General features: G+C 72.2%; 17 protein-coding genes and 1 pseudogene. 9 read left to right on the top strand and 9 right to left on the bottom strand.

Annotation, left to right across the window (positions count from 1 at the left end):
- Window positions 1-45: 45 nt before the first annotated feature.
- Window positions 46-1,998, bottom strand: coding sequence for a phosphogluconate dehydratase (gene edd / locus AB0J46_RS19810; protein ID WP_364333607.1), 1,953 nt, complete (start codon window positions 1,996-1,998; stop codon window positions 46-48).
- Window positions 1,995-3,473, bottom strand: coding sequence for a glucose-6-phosphate dehydrogenase (gene zwf, locus AB0J46_RS19805; protein WP_358009482.1), 1,479 nt, complete (start codon window positions 3,471-3,473; stop codon window positions 1,995-1,997). Before zwf ends, edd begins: the two co-directional genes overlap by 4 nt.
- A 140-nt stretch (window positions 3,474-3,613) precedes the next feature.
- Between zwf and AB0J46_RS19800 the strand changes: the two genes are divergently transcribed.
- Window positions 3,614-4,825, top strand: a complete 1,212-nt coding sequence (locus AB0J46_RS19800) for an ROK family transcriptional regulator (protein WP_364333604.1) — start codon at window positions 3,614-3,616, stop codon at window positions 4,823-4,825.
- On the opposite strand, the gene AB0J46_RS19795 is transcribed toward AB0J46_RS19800, so the two are convergent.
- The gene (locus AB0J46_RS19795; protein ID WP_364333601.1) at window positions 4,822-6,396 is read right to left on the bottom strand and encodes an ATP-binding cassette domain-containing protein; all 1,575 of its coding nucleotides are present in this window, start codon (window positions 6,394-6,396) and stop codon (window positions 4,822-4,824) included. The two genes, AB0J46_RS19800 and AB0J46_RS19795, sit on opposite strands and share 4 nt — an antisense overlap.
- A 52-nt stretch (window positions 6,397-6,448) precedes the next feature.
- Here AB0J46_RS19795 and AB0J46_RS19790 point away from each other — a divergent pair, with 52 nt between their 5' ends.
- Window positions 6,449-7,075 carry a TetR/AcrR family transcriptional regulator C-terminal domain-containing protein gene (locus tag AB0J46_RS19790; protein WP_364333598.1) on the top strand — a complete coding sequence of 209 codons (627 nt, stop codon included), beginning with the start codon at window positions 6,449-6,451 and terminating at the stop codon, window positions 7,073-7,075.
- 49 nt (window positions 7,076-7,124) lie between these two features.
- Here AB0J46_RS19790 and AB0J46_RS19785 read toward each other — a convergent pair whose 3' ends face one another.
- A complete protein-coding gene (locus AB0J46_RS19785; protein WP_364333595.1) occupies window positions 7,125-7,730 on the bottom strand; it encodes a hypothetical protein in 606 nt (201 codons plus the stop codon).
- Window positions 7,731-7,809: 79 nt separating this feature from the next.
- Window positions 7,810-8,511 (bottom strand): DUF2470 domain-containing protein, encoded by a 702-nt coding sequence (locus tag AB0J46_RS19780; RefSeq protein ID WP_364334670.1) that lies wholly within the window; start codon window positions 8,509-8,511, stop codon window positions 7,810-7,812.
- 67 nt (window positions 8,512-8,578) lie between these two features.
- Here AB0J46_RS19780 and rpsD point away from each other — a divergent pair, with 67 nt between their 5' ends.
- Both rpsD and AB0J46_RS19770 read left to right on the top strand, forming a co-directional pair.
- Complete coding sequence (gene rpsD / locus AB0J46_RS19775; RefSeq protein ID WP_364334667.1) at window positions 8,579-9,193, top strand: 30S ribosomal protein S4; 615 nt, start codon at window positions 8,579-8,581, stop codon at window positions 9,191-9,193.
- 2 nt (window positions 9,194-9,195) lie between these two features.
- Window positions 9,196-9,702 (top strand): annotated as a pseudogene (locus AB0J46_RS19770) (low temperature requirement protein A); the annotation flags it as partial.
- Window positions 9,703-10,137: 435 nt separating this feature from the next.
- Here the strand turns inward: AB0J46_RS19770 and AB0J46_RS19765 are convergent.
- Window positions 10,138-10,929 (bottom strand): ion transporter, encoded by a 792-nt coding sequence (locus AB0J46_RS19765; protein ID WP_364333592.1) that lies wholly within the window; start codon window positions 10,927-10,929, stop codon window positions 10,138-10,140.
- 118 nt (window positions 10,930-11,047) lie between these two features.
- Between AB0J46_RS19765 and AB0J46_RS19760 the strand changes: the two genes are divergently transcribed.
- Complete coding sequence (locus AB0J46_RS19760; protein WP_352351593.1) at window positions 11,048-11,356, top strand: DUF4190 domain-containing protein; 309 nt, start codon at window positions 11,048-11,050, stop codon at window positions 11,354-11,356.
- Here AB0J46_RS19760 and AB0J46_RS19755 read toward each other — a convergent pair.
- Window positions 11,285-11,989, bottom strand: a complete 705-nt coding sequence (locus AB0J46_RS19755; protein ID WP_364333588.1) for a TetR family transcriptional regulator — start codon at window positions 11,987-11,989, stop codon at window positions 11,285-11,287. The genes AB0J46_RS19760 and AB0J46_RS19755 overlap by 72 nt on opposite strands.
- A gap of 66 nt (window positions 11,990-12,055) precedes the next feature.
- On the opposite strand from AB0J46_RS19755, the gene AB0J46_RS19750 reads away from it, so the two are divergent.
- Together AB0J46_RS19750 and AB0J46_RS19745 are read left to right on the top strand one after the other, a co-directional pair.
- The gene (locus AB0J46_RS19750; protein WP_364333585.1) at window positions 12,056-12,793 is read left to right on the top strand and encodes an ATP-binding cassette domain-containing protein; all 738 of its coding nucleotides are present in this window, start codon (window positions 12,056-12,058) and stop codon (window positions 12,791-12,793) included.
- Window positions 12,793-13,518 (top strand): ABC transporter permease, encoded by a 726-nt coding sequence (locus AB0J46_RS19745; RefSeq protein WP_364333582.1) that lies wholly within the window; start codon window positions 12,793-12,795, stop codon window positions 13,516-13,518. Before AB0J46_RS19750 ends, AB0J46_RS19745 begins: the two co-directional genes overlap by 1 nt.
- Window positions 13,519-13,576: 58 nt before the next feature.
- Here the strand turns inward: AB0J46_RS19745 and AB0J46_RS19740 are convergent, their stop codons facing one another.
- Window positions 13,577-14,935 (bottom strand): S8 family serine peptidase, encoded by a 1,359-nt coding sequence (locus AB0J46_RS19740; RefSeq protein ID WP_364333580.1) that lies wholly within the window; start codon window positions 14,933-14,935, stop codon window positions 13,577-13,579.
- 185 nt (window positions 14,936-15,120) lie between these two features.
- Here AB0J46_RS19740 and AB0J46_RS19735 point away from each other — a divergent pair, with 185 nt between their 5' ends.
- Together AB0J46_RS19735 and AB0J46_RS19730 are read left to right on the top strand one after the other, a co-directional pair.
- A complete protein-coding gene (locus AB0J46_RS19735) occupies window positions 15,121-17,157 on the top strand; it encodes a spermidine synthase (protein WP_364333578.1) in 2,037 nt (678 codons plus the stop codon).
- 204 nt (window positions 17,158-17,361) lie between these two features.
- On the top strand, window positions 17,362-18,699 hold the full coding sequence (locus tag AB0J46_RS19730; RefSeq protein WP_364333576.1) for a hypothetical protein: 1,338 nt from the start codon (window positions 17,362-17,364) through the stop codon (window positions 18,697-18,699).
- A gap of 65 nt (window positions 18,700-18,764) precedes the next feature.
- Here the strand turns inward: AB0J46_RS19730 and AB0J46_RS19725 are convergent, their stop codons facing one another.
- Window positions 18,765-20,327: an LCP family protein gene (locus AB0J46_RS19725; protein WP_364333573.1), complete on the bottom strand. Its 1,563-nt coding sequence runs from the start codon at window positions 20,325-20,327 to the stop codon at window positions 18,765-18,767.
- Between the last annotated feature and the right edge of the window lie 38 nt (window positions 20,328-20,365).

Genomic DNA, 20,365 nt, shown 5'->3' with positions numbered 1-20,365 from the left:
GGCCGAGATCGCACGCCGTCGCCACCGGAAGGATGCCACGGACGCTCACCGGCCCAGCCCGGCGGCCCGCGTGCCCACGGGCGCGCCGCTCTCCAGGTGCGAGGCGCCCGCCTCGGCGGGGAAGCCCAGCCCGGGGCCGTGGTGCGGCGACTCGGCGCCGCTCACCCCGAAGATCCCGGCGCCCTGCTCGGCGTGCCCGGCCATGCGGCGGAACGTGGCGAACAGCTCGCGTCCCGTGCCGACCCACTCCGCGTCGCTCAGCGGCCGGCCCTCGGGCGTGCGCCGGGCCAGCTCCTCGGCGGGCACCAGCAGCTCCAGCGTCCCGGCGGCCGAGTCGAGCCTGATCACGTCGCCCTCGCGGACGATCGCGATCGGCCCGCCGTCGGCGGCCTCGGGCGACAGGTGGATGGCCGCGGGCACCTTGCCCGACGCGCCCGACATGCGGCCGTCGGTGACGATCGCCACCCGCTGCCCGCGGTCGAGCAGCACCGCCATCGGCGGCGTGAGCTTGTGCAGCTCGGGCATGCCGTTGGCGCTGGGCCCCTGGTAGCGGATGACGGCCACGAAGTCCTGCCCGTCCAGCTCGCCGGCCTCGAAGGCGCGCAGCAGGTCGAGCTGGTCGTCGAAGACCTTGGCCGGGGCCTCGATCACCAGGTGCTCGGCCTTGACCGCCGACACCTTGCTGACGGCCCGGCCGAGGTTGCCCTCGACCATGTGGATCCCGCCGTCGGCCGAGAACGGCTCGGCGACCGGGCGCAGCACGTCGCGGTCCTTGCTGCCGCCCGTGACCGGCTCCCAGACCAGCTCGCCGTCCACCAGCGACGGCGCCTCGCGGTAGCGGTCGAGGCCGGGGCCGGCGACGGTCAGCACGTCGCCGTGAAGCAGGCCCTCGTCCAGCAGGTCGCCGATGAGCACCTGCATGCCGCCGGCGTCGCGGAAGTGGTTCACGTCCGCCTGGCCGTTGGGGTAGATCTTGGTCAGCGACGGCACGACGCGCGACAGGCAGGCCAGGTCGTCCCAGGTCAGCACGATGCCCGCGGCGGCGGCCATGGCGACCAGGTGCAGCGTGTGGTTGGTGGAGCCACCGGTGGCCAGCAGCGCCACGCAGGCGTTCACGATCGACTTCTCGTCCACCAGCTCGCCGATCGGCGTGTACTCCGGACCGTGGGCGGTGATCTCCACCGCGCGGCGGCCGGCCGCCTCGGTCAGGGCGTGCCGCAGCTCGGTGTGCGGGTTGACGAACGTCGAGCCGGGCAGGTGCAGGCCCATGACCTCCATCAGCGCCTGGTTGGAGTTGGCGGTGCCGTAGAAGGTGCAGGTGCCGGGGGAGTGGTAGGACTTGGCCTCGGCGTCCAGCAGCTCCGCCCGTCCGACCTTGCCCTCGGCGAAGAGCTGGCGGGTGCGTGCCTTGACCTTGTTCGGTAGGCCGGAGGTCATCGGCCCGGCCGGCACGAAGATCGCCGGCAGGTGCCCGAAGTGCAGCGCCCCGATGAACAGGCCCGGCACGATCTTGTCGCAGACGCCCAGCAGCAGCGACGAGTCGAACATGTCGTGCGACAGCGCGATGGCGGCCGCCATGGCGATCACGTCGCGGCTGTAGAGGGACAACTCCATGCCGGCGCGGCCCTGCGTGATGCCGTCGCACATCGCGGGCACGCCGCCGGCGACCTGCGCCACGCCGCCCGCCCTGCGCACCGCCGCCTTCAGCTCGGGCGGGTAGGTCTCGTACGGCTGGTGAGCGGAGAGCATGTCGTTGTAGCTCGTCACGATCGCCACGCCGGGCTTGGCGGCGCTCCCGGCACCGCGCAAGATCAGCTTGTCCTCGTCGGAGGCGGCGGCGAAGCCGTGCGCCAGGTTCGCGCAGCCCAGGTGGGCGCGCGCCGGGCCCTTCGCCCGCGCCGCCTCGCCGTCGCGCCGGATGCGCGCCAGGTAGGCGGTACGGCTGGCCGCGCTGCGCTCGGCGATCCGATCGGTGATCTCCTGGATGACGGAATTCACAGGTCTTCCTCCTCGTGCCAGGCGCGACCGCTGCGGCCGAGCAGTTCGTGGGCCCCGGCGGGGCCGGTGGTTCCTGCGGGGTAGGGCTCGGGCAGGTCGGCGGAGGACTCCCAGGCCGCCAGGATCGGATCGATCCAGCGCCAGGCCGCCTCCACCTCGTCACGCCGCATGAACAGCGTCGGGTTGCCCGCCAGCACGTCGGTCAGCAGCCGCTCGTAGGCCTCCGGCACCCGCGCGGTGAACGTCTTGCCGAAGCTGAGCGACAGCGGCACCGGCTTCAGCGTCACCTCGCCCGCGCCCGGCTCCTTGGCCATGATGTGCAGCTCGATGCCCTCCTCGGGCTGCAGCCGCAGCACCAGGCGGTTCGGCGTGCCGCCGGGGAAGATGGAGTGCGGCACGTCCTTGAACTGCACCACGATCTCCGACCGCCGGTACGGCATGCGTTTGCCGGTCCGCAGGTAGAACGGCACCCCCGCCCAGCGCCAGTTCTTGATCTCGGCCCGGATCGCGGTGAACGTCTCCACCCGCCGCGAGGCCTCGGTCGTCGGCGTGGAGGCGGGCTCGTCCAGGTAGGACGGCATGCCGCCGGCCTCGGTGTACTGGCCGCGCACGGTGAACCGGTCCACCTCGGTCCCCACGATCGGCCGCAGCGACTGCAGCACCTTGACCTTCTCGTCCCGGATGGACTCGCGGTCGTTGCGCGACGGCGGCTCCATCGCGGTCAGCGTGAGCAGCTGGAGCAGGTGGTTCTGCACCATGTCGCGCAGCGCGCCCGCGTGGTCGTAGTAGCCGCGCCGTCCCGGCGTGCCGACGGTCTCGGCGGCGGTGATCTGGACGTGGTCGATCCACAACGAGTTCCAGATCGGCTCAAGGAAGGCGTTGGCGAAGCGCAGCACCAGCAGGTTCTGCACCGTCTCCTTGCCCAGGTAGTGGTCGATGCGGAAGATCTGGCGCTCGTCGAAGATGGCGCCGACCTCGTCGTTGATCCGCTGGGCGCTGGGCAGGTCGCGGCCGAGCGGCTTCTCCAGCACCACCCGCGACAGCGGGGTGACCAGGCCGGCCTCCTCCAGCTCGCGGCAGAAGGGGCCGAACGTCATCGGCGGGCTGGCCAGGTAGAACACCCGGTCGCGCTGCTCGTGACCGGCCAGCAGCCTGGTCAGCGCGCCCCAGCCCGACTTGTCCTCGCCGCCGACGTCCACCGAGACGTGGTGCAGGCGGCCCAGGAAGCGCTGCCAGACGGCGGGGTCGTCCACGGGGACCTGGTCGCGTACCTCGGCGTCCACCTTGCCGCGGAAGTCGGCGTCGGTCAGCCCGCCCCGGGACATGGCGATGACGCGGGTCTCGGGGGACAGCCGGCCGTCCCTGTCGCTGTGGTAGAGCGCCGGGATCAGCTTGCGCATGGACAGGTCGCCGGTGCCGCCGAAGACGACGAGATCGGCGGTATGGGCGGGGCTGGCGGTCGAGAGGGGGGACAAGGCGAAGCTCCGTTGATCTACCAAGCAAGGACAGAACGGACACTAACGAGAGTTTGGGTCGTGCACAAGCAGGGTTTTGGCATCTGAGATGAAAAAGTCTTCACTTTTCATTACCGAAGCCCATGTGATTCACTTGGCCGATGCCTCGACGTACCGCCGCGACCCTCGCCACGAGTGGCGAGGTGCTCCGCCTCATCCGCACGGGTGAGGCCGTCACGCGCGCCGACCTCGGCCGGGTGACCGGTCTGTCGCGCCCGGCGGTGCAACTGCGCGTCGGCGAGCTGCTCGACCGCGGCCTGGTCGTCGAGCGCACCGACGCCCCCTCGACCGGCGGGCGGCCGCCGGTCCGGCTGGAGTTCAACGCCGGGGGCGGCGTCGTCCTGGTCGCCGCGCTGGGCGCGAGCCGCACCCGGGTCGCGGTGTGCGACCTGGCCGGGCGCGAGCTGGCCGGCCGCGACTTCTTCATCGACGTCGAGCAGGGCCCCGACGTCGTGCTCCCGCTGCTCATGGACACCTGGGACGAGCTGCTCGGCGACCGCCCCGGCTCCTGCGTCAGGGGGGTCGGCATGGGCGTGCCCGCCACCGTCGAGTTCGCCCAGGGCCGCACCGAGAGCGCCCGGGTGATGGCCTCCTGGACCGGCGTGGTCATCCCGCCGATCATCCGCGAGCGGTTCCCCGTGCCGGTGCTCGTCGACAACGACGTCAACGTGCTGGCCATCGGCGAGCACCGCGGCGCCTACCCCGACCTCGGCGACCTGATGTTCGTGAAGGTCTCCACCCGCATCGGCGCGGGCGTGATCGCCGGCGGCGAGATCCTGCGCGGCGCGCTCGGCGCGGCCGGCGAGATCGGCCACATCCCCGTGCTCGACGGCGGCGGCGTGTTGTGCCGCTGCGGCAACACCGACTGCGTCGACTCCGTCGCCAGCGGCACCGCGCTGCTGCGTGACCTGCGCGAGGCGGGCAAGGACGTCGGCACCATCGCCGACGTGACCGCCCTGGTCCGCGCGGGCGACGCCGAGACGATGGCCATCGTGCGCACGGCCGGCCGCCGCATCGGCGAGGTGTTGGCCGGGGCGGTCAACATCCTCAACCCCTCGGTCGTGGTGCTCGGCGGCGACATGGCCGAGGCGTTCGGCCCGCTGGTGTCGAGCATCCGCGAGGTCGTCTACCGCCGCTCCACCGCCCTGGCCACCCGGCGGCTGCGCATCGAGCCGAGCCGGCTCGGCGCGGGCGCGGGCATCAGCGGCTGCGCGGTGATGGTGCTCGACCACGTGCTCTCGCCCGAGGCGGTCGACGAGACGATGACGGTCTCGACGCTGCGCCGCGAGCGCGGCCTGGCCGGCGCCGGCTAGAGGTCCCAGCGAGGTTCGGGGCTCTCCCGCACCACGCCGTCCGCGCCGAAGATCAGGTGGCGGTCCAGGTCGTCGGCGAACCAGCGGTCGTGCGTGACCGCCAGCACCGTTCCCGCGAAGCCGTTCAGGCCCTCCTGCAACGCCTGCGCGCTGGCCAGGTCGAGATTGTCGGTCGGCTCGTCGAGCAGCAGCAGCGTCGCCCCCGACAGCTCCAGCAGCAGGATCTGCAGCCGCGCCTGCTGGCCGCCGGACAACGTCTCGAACCGCTGCCCGCCGGCCGGCGCCAGCTCGTAGCGGGCCAGCGCGGCCATGGCGTCGTTCCTGGTCAGCGCGAACGTCTCCGTCACCAGCTCGGCGATGGGCCGTCCGTGCAGGTCGGGCCGCAGGTGGGTCTGCGCGAAGTGGCCGGGGACGACGCGGGCGCCCAGCCGGGCCACGCCGGTGTGCGCGACGGGCTCGCCGGCCAGCAGGCGCAGGAAGTGGCTCTTGCCGGTGCCGTTCAGGCCCAGCACGCCGACCCGCTCGCCGTAGGCCACCTCGGCCGAGAAGGGCCGCACCAGCCCGGTCAGCTCCAGATCCGCGCACGTCACGGCCCGCTTCCCGGTACGCCCGCCGCGCAGCCGCATCCGTACGTTCTGCTCCTTCGGCGGCCGGCTCGGCGGCCCGGCCCGCTCGAAGCGCTCCAGCCGGGACACCGCCGACCGGTAGGTCCCCGCCAGCGCGTCGTTGTTCGCCGACCGCTGCCGCAGCACGTGCACCAGCCGGCGCAGCCGGGCCCGCTCGTCCTCCCAGCGCCGCCGCCGCTCCTCCAGGCGCTCGCCGCGCCGCCTGCGGGCCTCGGCGTACCCGGCGAAGCCGCCGCCGTGCACCCACACCTCGCGGCCCTCGACGGTGACGATGCGGTCGGCCGCCTCGGCCAGCAGCCGCCGGTCGTGCGAGACCAGCAGCACGGTCTTGGCCGAGCTCCGGACCGCCCGCTCCAGCCACTGCTTGGCCGGCACGTCGAGGTAGTTGTCCGGCTCGTCGAGCAGCAGGATCTCGTCGGGACCGCGTAGCAGAGCCTCCAGCATGAGCCGTTTCTGCTCGCCGCCGGACAGCGTGGACAGGCACCGGTCGGCGATCTGCTCGTAGGGCAGCCCGAGCGCCTCGGTCGCGCACGCGTCCCACACCACCTCCAGCTCGTAGCCGCCCGCGTCGGCGTAGTCGGCGACGGCCTGGGCGTAGGCGAGCTGCCGGGGCTCGTCGTCGCGCAGCCCGATCGCCGTCTCGGCGCGGGCCAGCTCGGCCGCGGCCGCCCGGACCCGCGCGGGCGCGACGCCCAGCAGCAGGTCGCGCACGCTGCCGGTGCCGAGGAACTGCCGCATCACCCCGACGCCGCCGCCGGTGGTGACGCGCCCGTCGTCGGGCCGCAGGTCGCCCGCGATCAGCCGGAGCAGCGTCGTCTTGCCCGCGCCGTTGGGGCCGACCAGCGCCGCCTTGGCGCCGTCGCCCACCTTGAACGACGCCTCCAGCAGCAGCGGACGCCCGTCGGGCAGCAGGTACGTCAAGCCGCTCACCTCGATATGACCCATGTTCTATTACTAGACCATCGATCCGGTTCGCGTACAACGTATTATCCGTCGGGTGGACAACGTTTGGGTTCGCCCCCGCAAGGACGCCAAGCCGAGGCTGACGCTCGACCGGATCGTCACCGAGGCCGTCGCGCTGCTCGACGAGGAGGGCGTGGCCGGGCTGACCATGCGCCGCCTGGCCGAACGCCTCGACACGGGCTCGACCACCCTCTACTGGCACGTCCGGACCAAGGAGGACGTCCTGGACCTGGCGCTCGACGCCGTCTTCGGCGAGGTGCCGCTCCCCGGCGGGCACGACGACTGGCGGGCCGCCGCGCGCGACCTGATGGATGGCTGGCGCGCCGCCCTGCTGCGCCACCCCTGGTCGGCCACCATCCTCGACCGCCCGCTCATGGGCCCCCACGCCCTGGAACGCACCGAGTTCCTCTACCGCACCCTGTCCGGGGCCGGCCTGGACGGCCCGCAGGCCGCCTACAGCCTGTCCAACTACGTCATGGGCTCGGTCATCATGCAGGTCACCTGGCAGCGCCGCGACCGGCTCGACACCGACGCGTTCCTGCGCGAGCGGGCCGCCAGCTACCCGGCGCTGGCCGAGCACGGCCTCGGCCACGACTGGGACGCCACCTTCGCCACGGGCCTCGGCTACCTGCTGCGCGGCATGACGCACGACGCCGGCTGAACCGCCCGCACACCGCCGTCGGCACCCGTCGCACACCGGCGACGGATGGTCATCTCCCGGGCTTGTGGGTCCTGGACGGGTGGCGGCCCGGCGGGGTGCCGTGCGGGTGCGACGGCGGAGTCGTCACCGGACCGGCGCTCCAGGACGGCGTCGGCGCAGGGCTGGGACGAGAGCCGCGCGAGGGCGACGAGGAGGGCGAGGACGGCGAGGGGGCCGGGGTCCGGCCGGGGGAGGTGACGACGGCGCCGGGGGTGACGCCGGGGACGGCGCCGGACGTGGTCGAGCGCGGCTTGCGCGTCCCCCGCCCGCCCTCGGGCCGGACGCCCTCAGGCGTGGAACCGGTCACGGCGGGCCCCGTGCTGACCCTGGTGGGCCGGGCCGTGACGGTGGCGGTGGGGCTGAGGGGGGTGGCCGTGGCCCGTTCGGAGCCCACCGCGACGGGCCCCGGCTCGCCGGAGGTCCGGCTCGCGTCGTGCGGCCAGTGCACCGGGTCGAGGCCGGGCGAGCTGAACGCGTCGCCCATCAGCGCCCCCGCCCCGGCCAGCATGAGCGTGCCGAGCAGCACCCCGGCGGCCATCAGCGCCCGCCCGCGCCGCGCGCCCCCCTCCGCCGGGGAGGAGGCGGTCCGCGTCGTCGATCGATGGGTTCCGCTCACGTACCCCGATGGTAGTGACGTGCGGGCATGGGTCGGCCCGCGGCGGACGTCCAGCGGGGAAATTCAGCGTCAATCGTGATCAACAGCCGCACAGCAGCCCGCGCAGCGCCGTCTCCAGGCACAGCCCGGACCGGGCGGGGACCGGCCACGGGAAGCGCACCAGCGACTCGTCCACGCGCACGGTGGCGCCGTACCGGTCGAGCTCCCACAACCACACCTCGCCGGGCTCCTCGCCGAGTTGCCTGGCCACGCCCGCGGTGAGCTGCGGCCGGTGGGAGTCGTTGACGTGCGCGATCACCCGTTCGGCCGTCTCGGTGAGCGGGTCGGGGGCCGCGCCGAGGTAGTCGTCGGCGTCCAGCACGCCGGACTCCTGGCCGGTCAGGTAGACGACCTGGGCCACGTCCAGGCGCAGCAGGCGCGGGGCGTCGGGACGGCCGTACCGCTCCAGGGCGTCGAACAGGCCCTCGTCGGCGCTGTGCGCGGCCACCGCCACCGCCGCGGAGCGGGCCTGCGACTCTGGCACGGCCTCCGCCCATCCGTGCACCTCGATCATCGCCCGCGGGTGTGTCACCGCGCCGAGCTGCCGCATGGCCGTCAGGTTCACCGCGACCACGGCGTCCTCGCGCAACCCGTGCAGCGGTTCGCCGGGCCGGACGAGCAGCACCGGGCGGCCGCTCTCGTCCACGCCGCCCCGGGCGGGGGAGCAGGCGCCGTCCACCGTGAGCTTGGCCGGCGTCGAGGTCGAGGCGAGAGTACGGATCCGTTCGGCCAGGGGCAACATTGAGATCACATCCACTGATAGGTTAGCCTTACCTAAGTAAGGATTACCTAACCACATCGAGGTGAACGTGCGCTACACCGGCCCGAAGGTGCGACTGTCGCGTCGCGCGGGCGTCCCGCTGACCAGGAAAGCCGTCCGCTACTTCGAGCAGCGCCCCTACCCGCCGGGCGAGCACGGCCGCAAGACCAACCGCCGCACCACCGGCGACTACGGGCTGCGGCTGATGGAGAAGCAGAAGCTGCGCTGGTACTACGACGTGTCGGAGCGGCAGCTGCGCCGCTACTGGGACCTGGCGGTGCGCAAGCCGGGCGCCTCGGGCGCCGAGCTGGTCACCATCCTGGAGACCCGCCTGGCCTCCCTGGTGCTGCGGGCCGGGCTGGCCCCGTCGATCTACGCCGCCCGCCAGTACGTCAACCACGGCCACATCGCCGTGGACGGCCGCAAGGTGGACATCCCCAGCTACCTGGTCAAACCCGGCCAGGTCATCACCGTGCGGGAGCGCTCGCGCCGGATGCAGCCCTTCGTGGCCGCCGCCGAGGGCGTGCACGCCGACGAGCGCGTCGCGCCCTACCTGTCGGTCGACCACGCCGAGCTGCGCGTCACCCTGGTGCAGCGGCCCGAGCGCGAGCAGATCGCGGTCCCCGTGGACGAGCAGCTCGTGGTGGAGTTCTATTCGCGTTAGCCGTGACTGAAGCGGGAGAGCGCCACGCGAGCTGGCTGGAGCTGTTCTTCGACCTGGTCGTCGTCGTGGCGGTCGCCCAGCTCGCCCATCGGCTCCAGCATCCGACCTGGACGAACGTCGTCCTGTTCGTGGTGCTCTACTACGCGGTGTGGAGCGTCTGGACGTCCTTGACGCTCTACTCCAACGTCCGGGCGGGCAGGACGCGGGTGCGCAGCATGCTGGTCGGCATGTTCGGCATCGCGGTGATGGCCGCCGCCGCGCCCGACGTGGCCCACGAGATCGACAAGGCGGCCGGCACGCACGACGGGTGGTTCATCGCGGCGTACATCGTCTGCCGGATCAGCGCCTCCCGATCGATCCAGCACGCCGGCACGATCATGACGGCCTGGCCGGCGGCCCAGCTCGGCGCCGGGCTGTTCCCCTGGGTCGCCTCCATCTGGGCGGACGGCTCGACGCGCTACGGCCTGTGGGCCCTCGGCATCCTGCTCGACGTGGTCTTCTCCGTCGTCAACAGCCGCCGGCCCGAGCGTTTCCCACCTGGGGGAGCGGCTCGGGCTGTTCGTGATCATCGTGCTGGGCGAGGCGGTGATGCGGGTCGTCGTCTCGGCCTCGGGCCACTCGTGGGGGCCGGAGCTCGCCGTCGCCGGGCTCGGCGTCGTCGCCGCCCAGCCGGCGCAGTCCCTGCACCACGGCGCCGGCTGGGTGCTGGGCGGCGGGCTGGCGCTGTACTTCGCCGCCTCGGCCGTGCTCGGCGTGGCCCTGCGCGCCGGATGGCGCTGGATCTGGGGGTGGGCGGTGCCCACCGCCCTCGCGCCGCTGGGGGTCGCCGCGCTGTCGGGGCTCGTCCCCGCGTACGTCTCGGTCACGCTGCTGCTGGCCGTGGCCTGTGGCGGCTGGTCTACCGGCCCGGCCGGACCGGCTCCGAGCATTCCGGCCAGGTGCGCTCAGCCGGCGACGTCCTGCCGGCGTAGCTCGGCGACCTCGCGGCGCAGGGCGGTCAGCTCCTCCAGGATGCGCTGGGTGTGCAGGGTGTTGTCCTGCTCCAGCGCGGCGCGCTCCTCGGCCGACTCCTCGTCCATGGCGCTGACCACGACCGCCATGAACAGGTTCAGCACGACGAACGTGCAGACCAGGATGAAGATGGTGAAGAAGATCCAGGCCGTGGGGTGGGCGCCCATCACCTCGCGGGCGATGTTGCCCCAGTCGTCCCCGGTCATCGTCTGGTAGAGGGTGAACAGCGAGGTCGGCAGGCTGCCGAAGCGCTCGGGGGAGTCGCCGCCGTACAGCTTGGTCGCCATGACGGCGGCGACGTACAGGACCAGGGAGAGCAGCAGCACGATCGAGCTCATCCCGGGCAGGGCGCGCAGCAGCGCCGAGACCACCCGGCGCAGGCTCGGCACCACCGACAGCAGCCGCAGGGCCCGCAGGATGCGCAGCGAGCGCAGCACCGACAGCCCGCCGGTCGCCGGGACCAGGGCGATGCCCACGATCAGGGTGTCGAACAGGTTCCACGGGTCGCGCACGAACGCCGAACGCTCGACGTAGACCTTGGCCAGCAGCTCGGCCACGAAGATGTAGAGGGCGGCGTGGTCGATCACCACCAGCAGGTGGCCGAACTCCCCGACGACGGCGGGAACGGTCTCCAGGCCGAGGGTGGCCGCGTTGACCAGGATGACGCCGACGACGAAGCGCTGGAAACGCCGGTCGGCGAGGAGGGCGCGGACGCGTTCACGCACGGGGGCAAGCTCCTAAAGATCGGTCATGTGCCGTTCCATGATGCAGCAACATGATCAAGGAGGTGCCTGTGGTATAAATCGCACCTGACAGTCACAGGGGCAAGGGGGCGCAAGGGGCATGTCGTATCCGAACTACGGTCCGTCCTATTACGGGCCGCCGCCCCAGAGCCACCCCAACGGCACCACGATCCTGGTGCTCGGCATCCTCAGCCTGGTGGTCTGCGGCATCCTCGGCCCGTTCGCCTGGTCGATGGGCAACAAGGCGCTCAAGGAGATCGACGGCAGCGGCTACGCCTACGACAACCGCGGCGCTGTGCAGGCCGGCCGCATCTGCGGCATGATCGCCACGATCCTGCTAATCCTCGGGGCCGTCTTCATGGTCCTCGGGCTCGGGGCCGGCATCCTGTCGGCCGTCTTCTCCAACTGAGGGCCGCACGCAGTAGTCTCCGATGCCCGACTCCAGCAGGTCGAAGGCCGCCGTGGCCTGAGCCCGCAGGTCGGGCGCGATCGTCTCCCAGCTCTCGCCGGCCAGCATCCGGGTCACCGCGTGAGTGGTGAGGATCCTGGTCGTGCCGAGGATCTGGGTGGCCACCATCTGCGGGGTCAGGTCGTCGGGGTCGGCGTCGAGCTCGTCGGCCAGGGCCCGGGCCAGCGCCCGCTCCCGCGCGACGTGCAGCTCGCGCAGCTTGGCCACCAGTGACGGGCTGCCGTTGACGATGCGGGCGAACACGTCGCCGCCCTCGTTGAGGCCGTAGCGCCAGTGGCGTGAGTCGAGGGCCTCCATGAAGTCGCGCCGGAAGGCCCGCGCCACGCTCTCGCCGGGCCGCCGCCCGCGCACCACCTGCTGCGGCAGGTCGGTCACCAGCTCCTGCCGGTCGGCGAACAGGTCTTCCTTGGTCGGGAAGTAGTTGAACACCGTGTTGACGGACACGTCCGCGGTGCGGGCGATCTCGGCCACCGTCACGGGGTCGAACCCGCGCGTCATGAACAGGCCCATCGCCACGTCCGCGATGCGCTGCCTGGTCTCCCGCTTCTTGCGCTCCCGCAGCCCCTCTTCCATGCCGCCATGATACCGAACTTGCAGTGACTCCAAAATTGTGGCTACCCTAATTTTGGAGGCGATCACATGTTGAGAACCACAGGTCTGACCAAGACCTTCGAAGGCGGCGTGGAGGCCGTCAAAGGCGTCGACATCTCGGTGGCGGCCGGCGAGATCGTCGGCTTCCTCGGGCCCAACGGCGCCGGCAAGACCACGACCATGCGCATGCTGACGACCCTGCTCCGCCCCACCTCGGGCACCGCCACCGTGGCGGGCCGCGACCTGCTGGGCGACCCGCGCGAGGTGCGGCGCCGCATCGGCTACGTCTCGCAGGGCGGCGGGGTCAACGTCATGGCCCCGCTCGCCGAGCAACTGGAGCTCCAGGGCATGCTGTACGGCCTGACCAGGGCGGAGGCCAGGACCCGGTACCGCGAGGTGCTGGCCCGGCTCGGCCTGTCCGGCCTGGAGGAGCGCGTGGGCGCCGCGCTGTCGGGCGGGCAGCGGCGCCGCTTCGACATCGCCTTCGCCCTGCTGCACGACCCCCGTCTGCTCTTCCTGGACGAGCCGACCACCGGCCTGGACCCCCAGAGCCGCGCCAACCTGTGGGAGCACGTCCGCTCCCTGCGCGAGGAGCACGGCGTGACGATCTTCCTGACCACCCACTACCTGGACGAGGCCGACGCGCTCTGCGACCGGCTGCTGATCATCGACGACGGCCGGATCGCCGCCGCGGGCACCCCGGCCGAGCTCAAGGCGGGACGCACCCTCGACGAGGCGTTCCTCGACATCACCGGCCGGTCGCTGCGCGAGGAGGCGGGGGTCTGATGCTGCGCGACACCTGGGTGCTGTTCCGCCACTCCCTGCGCGCCACCCTGCGCCAGAAGCTCGGCATCGTCTTCGGCGCCGTCCAGCCGCTGCTGTTCCTGGTGCTGTTCGGGCCGATCTTCGCCACCTTCGGCACCTGGGAGGTGCTGGTGCCGGGGCTGATCGTGCAGCTCGGCCTGATGAGCATGGGGCTGGCCGGGTTCGGGGTGGTCTTCGACAAGCGCTTCGGCGTGCTGGAGCGGCTGCGCGTCACCCCGGCCAGCCGCCTGGCCCTGCTGCTCGGACGGGTGCTCGACAACGTCGTGACGATGGCCGTGCAGACGACGATGGTGCTGGCCGTCGGGTTCGCCTTCGGGATGCGGGTGCCGGTCGCCGGGCTCGCGGCCGGGTTCGTGCTGGTCGTGGTGCTGGGGGCGAGCCTGGCCGCCCTGTCGTACGCCGTCGCGCTGACCATCGGCGAGCAGCTGTTCGCGCCGGTGATGTCGACGGCGGTCATCCCGCTGGTGCTGCTGTCGGGCGCGTTCCTGCCGATGTCGATGGCGCCCGGCTGGCTGGACGCGCTGTCGCGCCTCAGCCCCTTCAGGTACGTCCTGGAGGCGCTGCGCGACCTGTTCGCCGGCCACTACGCCACCGGCACGGTCGGGCTCGGCGTGGCCGTCACGGCCGGGCTCGCCGTGGTCGGCCTGACCGTCGGGGCCCGCGTGTTCAACCGGGAGACCGCGTGAGCGGGCCGCTCCGGGACGGCCCGCCCGCCCGTGCTCAGGGGCGTACGCAGGGCCGCGCTCAGGCCGCGGCCTTGACCCGCCGGTGCAGCGCGGCCAGGATGCCCGCCGGATCGACCGTCCCGTAGCCGTAGTCGTAGTCGAAACCCACCTCGCTGCGGTCCTCGGCGGTGCGCCGCAGCAGCGCCCGCAACTGCGCCGGCGACAGCTTGGCGGCCGGCCACCGGGTGCGCACCGCGGCCACCAGCCCGGCGGCCACCGGCGTCGCCGCCGAGGTGCCCGTGTCCGGCTCGCCGTCGCCGAACGCCCGCGACCCCGAGAAGTGCGTGTACGCGCACACGTCGGGCTTGCGCGCGGTCAGCCGTCCCGGCCCCTGCGAGGAGTAGCCCACCCGCTCGCCGTTGACGTCGACCCCGCCGATCGACAGCGCCTTGGGGTGGGAGTTGGCGCCCCCGATGGGCCGGTTGGGGAAGGCGCACCGGCCGTCGGGACACTGCCTGCCGCAGTTGCCCGCCGCGAACAGCACGTCCGCGCCCGCCCGGTCGAGACTGGCCACGACCAGGTTGAACGGGTGGGCGGCGTTGTCGGAGTAGTTGCCCGGATGCCCGACGGGGAAGTCCCACTCGGGGGAGAACGACCCCCACGAGTTGCTCACCACCAGCGACCTGGACGCCGCGGGCTGGGCTTCCAGCACCGTGCGCAGATGCGTGAAGGCGGCCACCGCGTCCGACAGCAGGCCGTCGAGCGCCGAGCCGCCCGGCCGGGCCGACCGCAGCAGCGGCACGTCGATCAGGGACGCCTGCGGCGCGGCGATGAGCGCGTCGAAGGCGCACATCGTGCCGTGGTCGACCTCGAACTGGCCGGCCCGGCCGATGACGCCGGAGGGGTTCCAGCTCCGCTCGGCGTCCAGCGTGACGCCACGGCCGAGCTGGCGGGCCACGTGCGCGGCGTTGACGCCGGTGTCCAGGACGGCCAGCGCCACCCCGGCGCCGTCGAGCCCCTCGGCGTGCAGCCCGGCCACGTTGAGCAGGCGTTCGACGTCGTGCCAGTCGCCCACCGGCGGATCGCCGCCGCAGGTCAGGCTGGACTCGATCACCGGGTCGGCGAACACCCCGACGACGTCGGGGCGCAGTGTGGGCAGCAGCGTGACCCGCGAGGTCAGCTCGTCGTCGGAGATCGTGCCGCGGACGAGCACGGAGGCGTCCTCGGCGGCCAGCGAGAAGTCGAGGGGCTGGTGGAGGGAGAGGGGATCGCCGCCGGCCGCGGGGACCGGCCTCGGCACGGCGACCGGTGTGAAGGCCGTGTCGAGTTCGACGCCGGGCAGGCCGTCGGCGACGTCGGCCGTGGTGGCGGTCTGGCCGGGATCGGCGACGGCCGCGACCAGATCGGGGGAGGGACGGAGCTGGATCAGGACCCGCATGAGTCACCACCGAACGTAATGGGGGCAAAGGAACGACCCAACATTCCTGCATCCGTCAAGGCGCGTCCAGCCCCTTACGGCGGTTGTGACCTGCGAAAACACCGCATAAGTGGCGAAGCGGACCATAATTGTTCCCGGGGCGTCAGGCTTCCTTGTTTTCGGTCTGTTCACTACGGTGATGCATCATGACGCTCCAGGCGCAGACGCCGGTTTCCGACGGGGAAAGACAACACTGGCTGCCGGTCCGGCCGAGGCTCGTCCTCGCCAGTGCCTTCATGCTCTTCCTCGAACTGGCGCTCATCCGGTGGACCGGCTCGAACATCGTTCATCTGAGCTATTTCACCAATTTTGTCCTGCTCGGTTCTTTTCTTGGAATCGGGCTCGGATTTCTGCGCGTGGGGCGCTCGCGCCGCCAGCCCTATTACTCGCCGGTCGTCCTGCTCGTCCTGGTGGCCCTCGTGCTGGCCTTCCCGGTGACGGTCGACCGCAACACCGAGGGCGTCCTGTACTGGACGAGCCTGGGCACCGTCGGGCCCCCCGCCTGGCTGATCCTGCCGGTGATCTTCCTCGCCGCGGCGGCGGTGCTCATGGGGCCCGCCGAGCTGGTCGGGCGCTGCTTCCCCGAACTGCCGCGCCTGGAGGCCTACCGCTACGACCTGATCGGCAGCCTCAGCGGCATCGCCGCGTTCACGGCGCTGTCGTTCCTGTCGGCGCCGCCGGTGTTCTGGGGGGTGGTCGCCGCCCTGTGCTACGGCCTGCTCCTGGTGCCCCGGCCCCGCTCGCTCTACCTGGGCCTGGTGGTCCTGCCCTCGCTCCTGGTCGCCGGCCTGCTGCTGTCGGAGACGCTGACGGCCGGGGCGTTGTGGTCGCCGTACTACAAGGTGACCTACAAGGCGATGCAGATGCTCGGCGTGCCGGTCACCGACATCTCCGTCAACGGCATCCCGCACCAGCAGGCCGTGCCCGCCTACGCCCGCCTGCAGTGGGAACGCCAGTACGGGCTGCCCTACGAGCGCACCACCAGGCCGCCCAAGGACGTGCTGATCGTCGGCGCGGGCAGCGGCACCGACGTGGCCATCGCGCTGTCCAAGGGCGCCCAGCACGTCGACGCCGTCGAGATCGACCCCAAGCTGCGCGAGCTGGGCGGCAGCCTGCACCCCGACAAGCCCTACGACGACCCGCGCGTCACCACCCACATCACCGACGGCCGCGCCTTCCTGGAACGCAGCGGCGACCGCTACGACCTGATCCTGTTCGCCCTGCCCGACTCGCTCACCCTCGTGTCCGGGGCCAGCTCGCTGCGCCTGGAGAGCTACCTGTTCACCGCCGAGGCCATGCAGGCCGCCCGCGCCCACCTGCGGCCGGGCGGCACGTTCTCGATGTACAACTACTACCGCGAGAGCTGGCTGGTCGACCGCCTGGCCTCGACCATGCAGACCGCCTTCGGCCACAAGCCGTGCGTCGACGTGGTCAGCACCGCCGGCCAGCAGGCCGTCATCACCGCCGGCCTGACCGCCGCCGACCAGCGCTGCGCGAGCCAGTGGCCCGGCGCCGCCGCCGGCACCCCGGCCCCCGCCGACGACGACCGCCCCTTCCTCTACCTGAAGGACCGGACGATCCCGCCGATCTACATCATCACCCTCGGCCTGATCCTCATCGTCAGCCTGCTGGCCGTCCGCGTGGTGGCGGGCCCCTACGGGCGCATGAAGCCCTACGCCGACCTGTTCCTGCTCGGGGTGGCGTTCATGCTGCTGGAGACCAAGAGCGTGACGGGCTTCGCGCTGCTGTTCGGCACCACCTGGGTGGTCAACGCGATCGTCTTCGCCGGGGTGCTGGTCGCCGTGCTCGCCGCCGTCGAGGTGACCCGCCGCTTCCGCACCCCGCCGCTGCCCGTCATGTACGCCGTGCTGCTGGCCGGCCTGCTGCTGGCCTGGCTGGTGCCCAACGCGTGGCTGTTGTCGCTGCCGGTGCCGTTGCGCGCCGTGGCGGCCGTGACGGTGGCCTTCCTGCCGATCTTCGCCGCGAACGTGGTCTTCGCCAAACGCTTCTCCGACACCGCCGACGCGACCACGTCCTTCGGCGCGAACCTGCTCGGCGCGATGGTCGGCGGCTGCCTGGAATACCTGGCGCTGGTGATCGGCTACAAGGGCCTGCTCATCGTGGCCGCCCTGCTCTACCTGGGCGCCCTGGCGCTGATGCCGCGAAAGACCGCGCTCGTGTGACAAAGGGAAATGGCTCGCGGCGGTCCTCTGTAATGCCTTGACCGATGGTCAGGGTGAATTGTCGGCGGCGCGGGTTGATTTGTCGCCGTGGGCGAGGTGAGCTGGAGACGTCATCGAATCCGGAAAAAGATCGAACGATATTCAGAAAGGCGGGCACGCGAATCGGGGGTCACATCCGGTAACCCACGAGAAAAGGTGACAGTCATGGCGACACCACGGGCGGCCAGGATCGACGTCGAGCGCATTCAGGCACAGGAGTCCGGGCCCGCGCCCGCCGGACGCGCGCAACAGGTCGCCGCAGCGCTCCCCGCGGGGGTGTTCTTCGCGCACGATCCTGCCGGCTCGGGGGAGCACCGCGTGCCCGACGCGCGGTGGGAGCTCACCTCCGCCTGGCCCTACCAGGGCCGGCTCGCCACGGGGACGGCCGCCGTCCATCTCGCCGCGGGCCACGACGCGCTCGTCCGTCCCATGATCTTCGCCGACGGGTTCGGCCACGGGCCCAGCGACCTGGCCGGGCTGTGGGGACGGCTCGACGCGCCGTACCCGCCGCACGGCGACCGGCTGCTCAGCCGGCTGCTCGCCCAAGGGATCGACGTCGTGCTGCTCGGCTTCGCCGCCCGCCACACCCACATCCAGGCCAACGCCGGGGTCGCGGCGACGTGCGTGGGCCGCGCGATCCGCGAGCGGCTGGGCACCACGCCGCTGATCGTCGGCGGCCTCGGCGCGGGCGGCCTGGTCACCCGCTACGCGCTGGCGGAGATGGAACGCCGCCGCGAGGACCACCAGACGATGACCTACCTGTCCTACGACTCCCCGCACAACGGCGCCTGGATCCCGCTCGTCCTGCAACAGCTCGCCTACTTCGCCGAGGACCTGGCGCCGGCCGCGCCCGGCCAGGCCGAGCTGATCAGGAGCCCGGCCGCGCAGCAGCTGCTGTGGGGCTGGGTCCAGGACGGGCGATACTCCGGGCCGGTCGCCACGGCCAGCCCGCTGCGCCTGGCGTTCATCGAGGACCTGCGCGCCGCCGGCTGGTTCCCGCTCAGGCCGCGCAAGCTCGGCGTCTCCAACGGCGCCGCCGACGGCACCGGCCGCAACGTCCCGCCGGACGCCCTGGCCTTCGAGTGGACCGCCCTGGACGGGCTGGCCGGCGCCACCGTGCGCACCCAGCCGGACCGGGGCGCCCGTCAGCGGGTGGGCGGCATGCGAGCCGTCCCGCTGTGGGCCAGCACCAGCCGCACCAGCGACGTCGCGGCCTTCGACGGGGCGCCCGGCGGCACGCTGCCCTCCTACGGCATGGTCGCCGACGCGTTCGGCGCGCCGATCGCCGGTCGGTTCCGGTCGGCCTGCTTCGTCCCCACCGTGAGCGCCGTCGCGCTCCAGTACGACCCCGTGGACTGGACCGTGGACCTCTACACCGACATCACCGCACTGTCGCCGGAGCACAGCGAGCTGGACGACTACCAGTGCGACTCCGACAACTCCGAGCACGGCACGGTCACCGGCACGCTCGCCGACTGGATCCTCGGGCACCTGACGAAGTGACCTGAGGTCGCGGGCCTTCGCCGATCAGAGCTTCCGCCGGAGCCGGGCTCCGGCGGGGGTGGCCGTCACAGGCCGCACAGCTCCGTCAGGGACTTCGCGCCGCCCCGCTGGCTGTTGCGGGTCGGGGTCTCGGTCGGCGTGCCTCCCTGGGCCTGCGTACGGGTCCCCGACGGCGTGGCGGTCGGGGAGCCGGGGGAGCCGGGGGACGCGGTCACGTTGGCGGTCTGGGCCTGGCGGGCGGAGCGGTCGGAGTCGGCGATCGCCTTCTTCGCGGCCGCGCGGATCTTGACCCAGTCGGGCCTGCCCGAGTAGAAGTCCGGCGGCACGAACTGCAGGCTGGTGATCTTGGCGTCCTTGACCTTGAGCGCCAGGTCCGCCAGCGGCGCGACGAGCGGACGCGGGATGTTCGTCTGGGCCAGCCGCTTGGCCGCCCCGGCGATCTTGGTGAAGTTCGTCAGGATCACGCCGGGCGTTGCCTGCTGGGCGAAGGCGCCGATCACGCAGCGCTGGCGTCCCATGCGGGAGAAGTCGTCGCTGTTGACGCGGGAGCGGCCGTACCACAGGGCCTGCTCGCCCGACAGCTTGCGGTAGCCCGCCTTGATCGTGCCCGCGGTGCCGAAGTGGCCGCCCCACTTGACGTCCTCCTCGACCCGGATCTTCAGGCCGCCGATGGCGTCCACCAGGGCGGCGAAGCCGTACATGTTGATCAGGGCGTAGTAGTCGATCCGGAGGTTCAGGGTGTAGCCGATGGCGTCCATGAGGGCCCGCGGGCCGCGGTTCTTGCCGCCCATGAGCTGCGGGTTGTCGTTGGCGTACTGCCAGACTTCGTTGAGCAGGCCGCCGTTGGGCAGCTCGGCCATGTAGCCGTTGGGGAAGTGCTTGTGCAGCGGTGAGGACGGCGGGAAGCGCACGTGCTGCAGGTTGCGCGGCAGGCTGAACAGCACGGTGTTGCCGGTCCTGGTGTCCACGCTGGCCACCGTCATGCTGTCGGTGCGCACGCCCACGCGGTTGCCCGCGGCGTCCCCGCCGACCAGCAGGAAGTTCACCCGGGTCTTGCCGTCCCAGGGGTCCTCGGGGTTCTTGATCTGGACGGGGTTCTCCGGGTCCGGATGCGAGGGGAAGATCGCGTTGACGGCGTTCCGCCCGGCCAGCACGTAGTTGGCCGTCAGCGCGAACGGCGACATGACGGCCACGCACAGCACGCCCACGACGATCCCGGTCACCACCTGGCCCTGCTGGTTCAGCCTGTTGGGACCCAGCGCCACGTACGAGACGGCGATCACGGCGAACCAGGCCAGCGCGCACGCGGCCGCGATGACGATCACCGTGACCATGGCGCCGTCCTCGGCCAGGCCCGTCACGTTGCTCAGATCCCGGGTCAGGCCGAAGGCCAGGGCCCCGAGCAGCAGCACCGCGTACGCGCCGATCATGATCAGCCCGGTACGACGGCGCCCGGCCCGCAGATGCGCGGCGCCGGGCACGAGGGCGGACAGAGCCGTCCAGCCGATGACGGAGGCGGTCGTCAGGGGTTTGGCGAAGCGCGGCGCGGGGGAGGAGCCCTTGCGCGGGCGTGGAGTCCGCCGTTTGGCGCCTCCGGGCACGGCGTCCACCCGATCGCGCTTGCTCACACCGGCTCCTTCACACGCCTACCAGGCGAAAAATGACG

The sequence above is a fragment of the Nonomuraea sp. NPDC049758 genome, from assembly GCF_040674635.1.
Lineage (GTDB): Bacteria > Actinomycetota > Actinomycetes > Streptosporangiales > Streptosporangiaceae > Nonomuraea.
This window is presented reverse-complemented; position numbering and strand designations above follow the sequence as displayed.

Excerpts from the sequence above, each read along its gene's own strand:
- AB0J46_RS19800 (WP_364333604.1), top strand. The coding sequence starts at position 3,614 with ATGCCTCGACGTACCGCCGCGACCCTCGCCACGAGTGGCGAGGTGCTC.
- AB0J46_RS19795 (WP_364333601.1), bottom strand. The coding sequence starts at position 6,396 with ATGGGTCATATCGAGGTGAGCGGCTTGACGTACCTGCTGCCCGACGGG.
- AB0J46_RS19780 (WP_364334670.1), bottom strand. The coding sequence starts at position 8,511 with ATGTTGCCCCTGGCCGAACGGATCCGTACTCTCGCCTCGACCTCGACG.
- AB0J46_RS19760 (WP_352351593.1), top strand. The coding sequence starts at position 11,048 with ATGTCGTATCCGAACTACGGTCCGTCCTATTACGGGCCGCCGCCCCAG.
- AB0J46_RS19755 (WP_364333588.1), bottom strand. The coding sequence starts at position 11,989 with ATGGAAGAGGGGCTGCGGGAGCGCAAGAAGCGGGAGACCAGGCAGCGC.
- AB0J46_RS19750 (WP_364333585.1), top strand. The coding sequence starts at position 12,056 with ATGTTGAGAACCACAGGTCTGACCAAGACCTTCGAAGGCGGCGTGGAG.
- AB0J46_RS19745 (WP_364333582.1), top strand. The coding sequence starts at position 12,793 with ATGCTGCGCGACACCTGGGTGCTGTTCCGCCACTCCCTGCGCGCCACC.
- AB0J46_RS19740 (WP_364333580.1), bottom strand. The coding sequence starts at position 14,935 with ATGCGGGTCCTGATCCAGCTCCGTCCCTCCCCCGATCTGGTCGCGGCC.
- AB0J46_RS19735 (WP_364333578.1), top strand. The coding sequence starts at position 15,121 with ATGACGCTCCAGGCGCAGACGCCGGTTTCCGACGGGGAAAGACAACAC.
- AB0J46_RS19730 (WP_364333576.1), top strand. The coding sequence starts at position 17,362 with ATGGCGACACCACGGGCGGCCAGGATCGACGTCGAGCGCATTCAGGCA.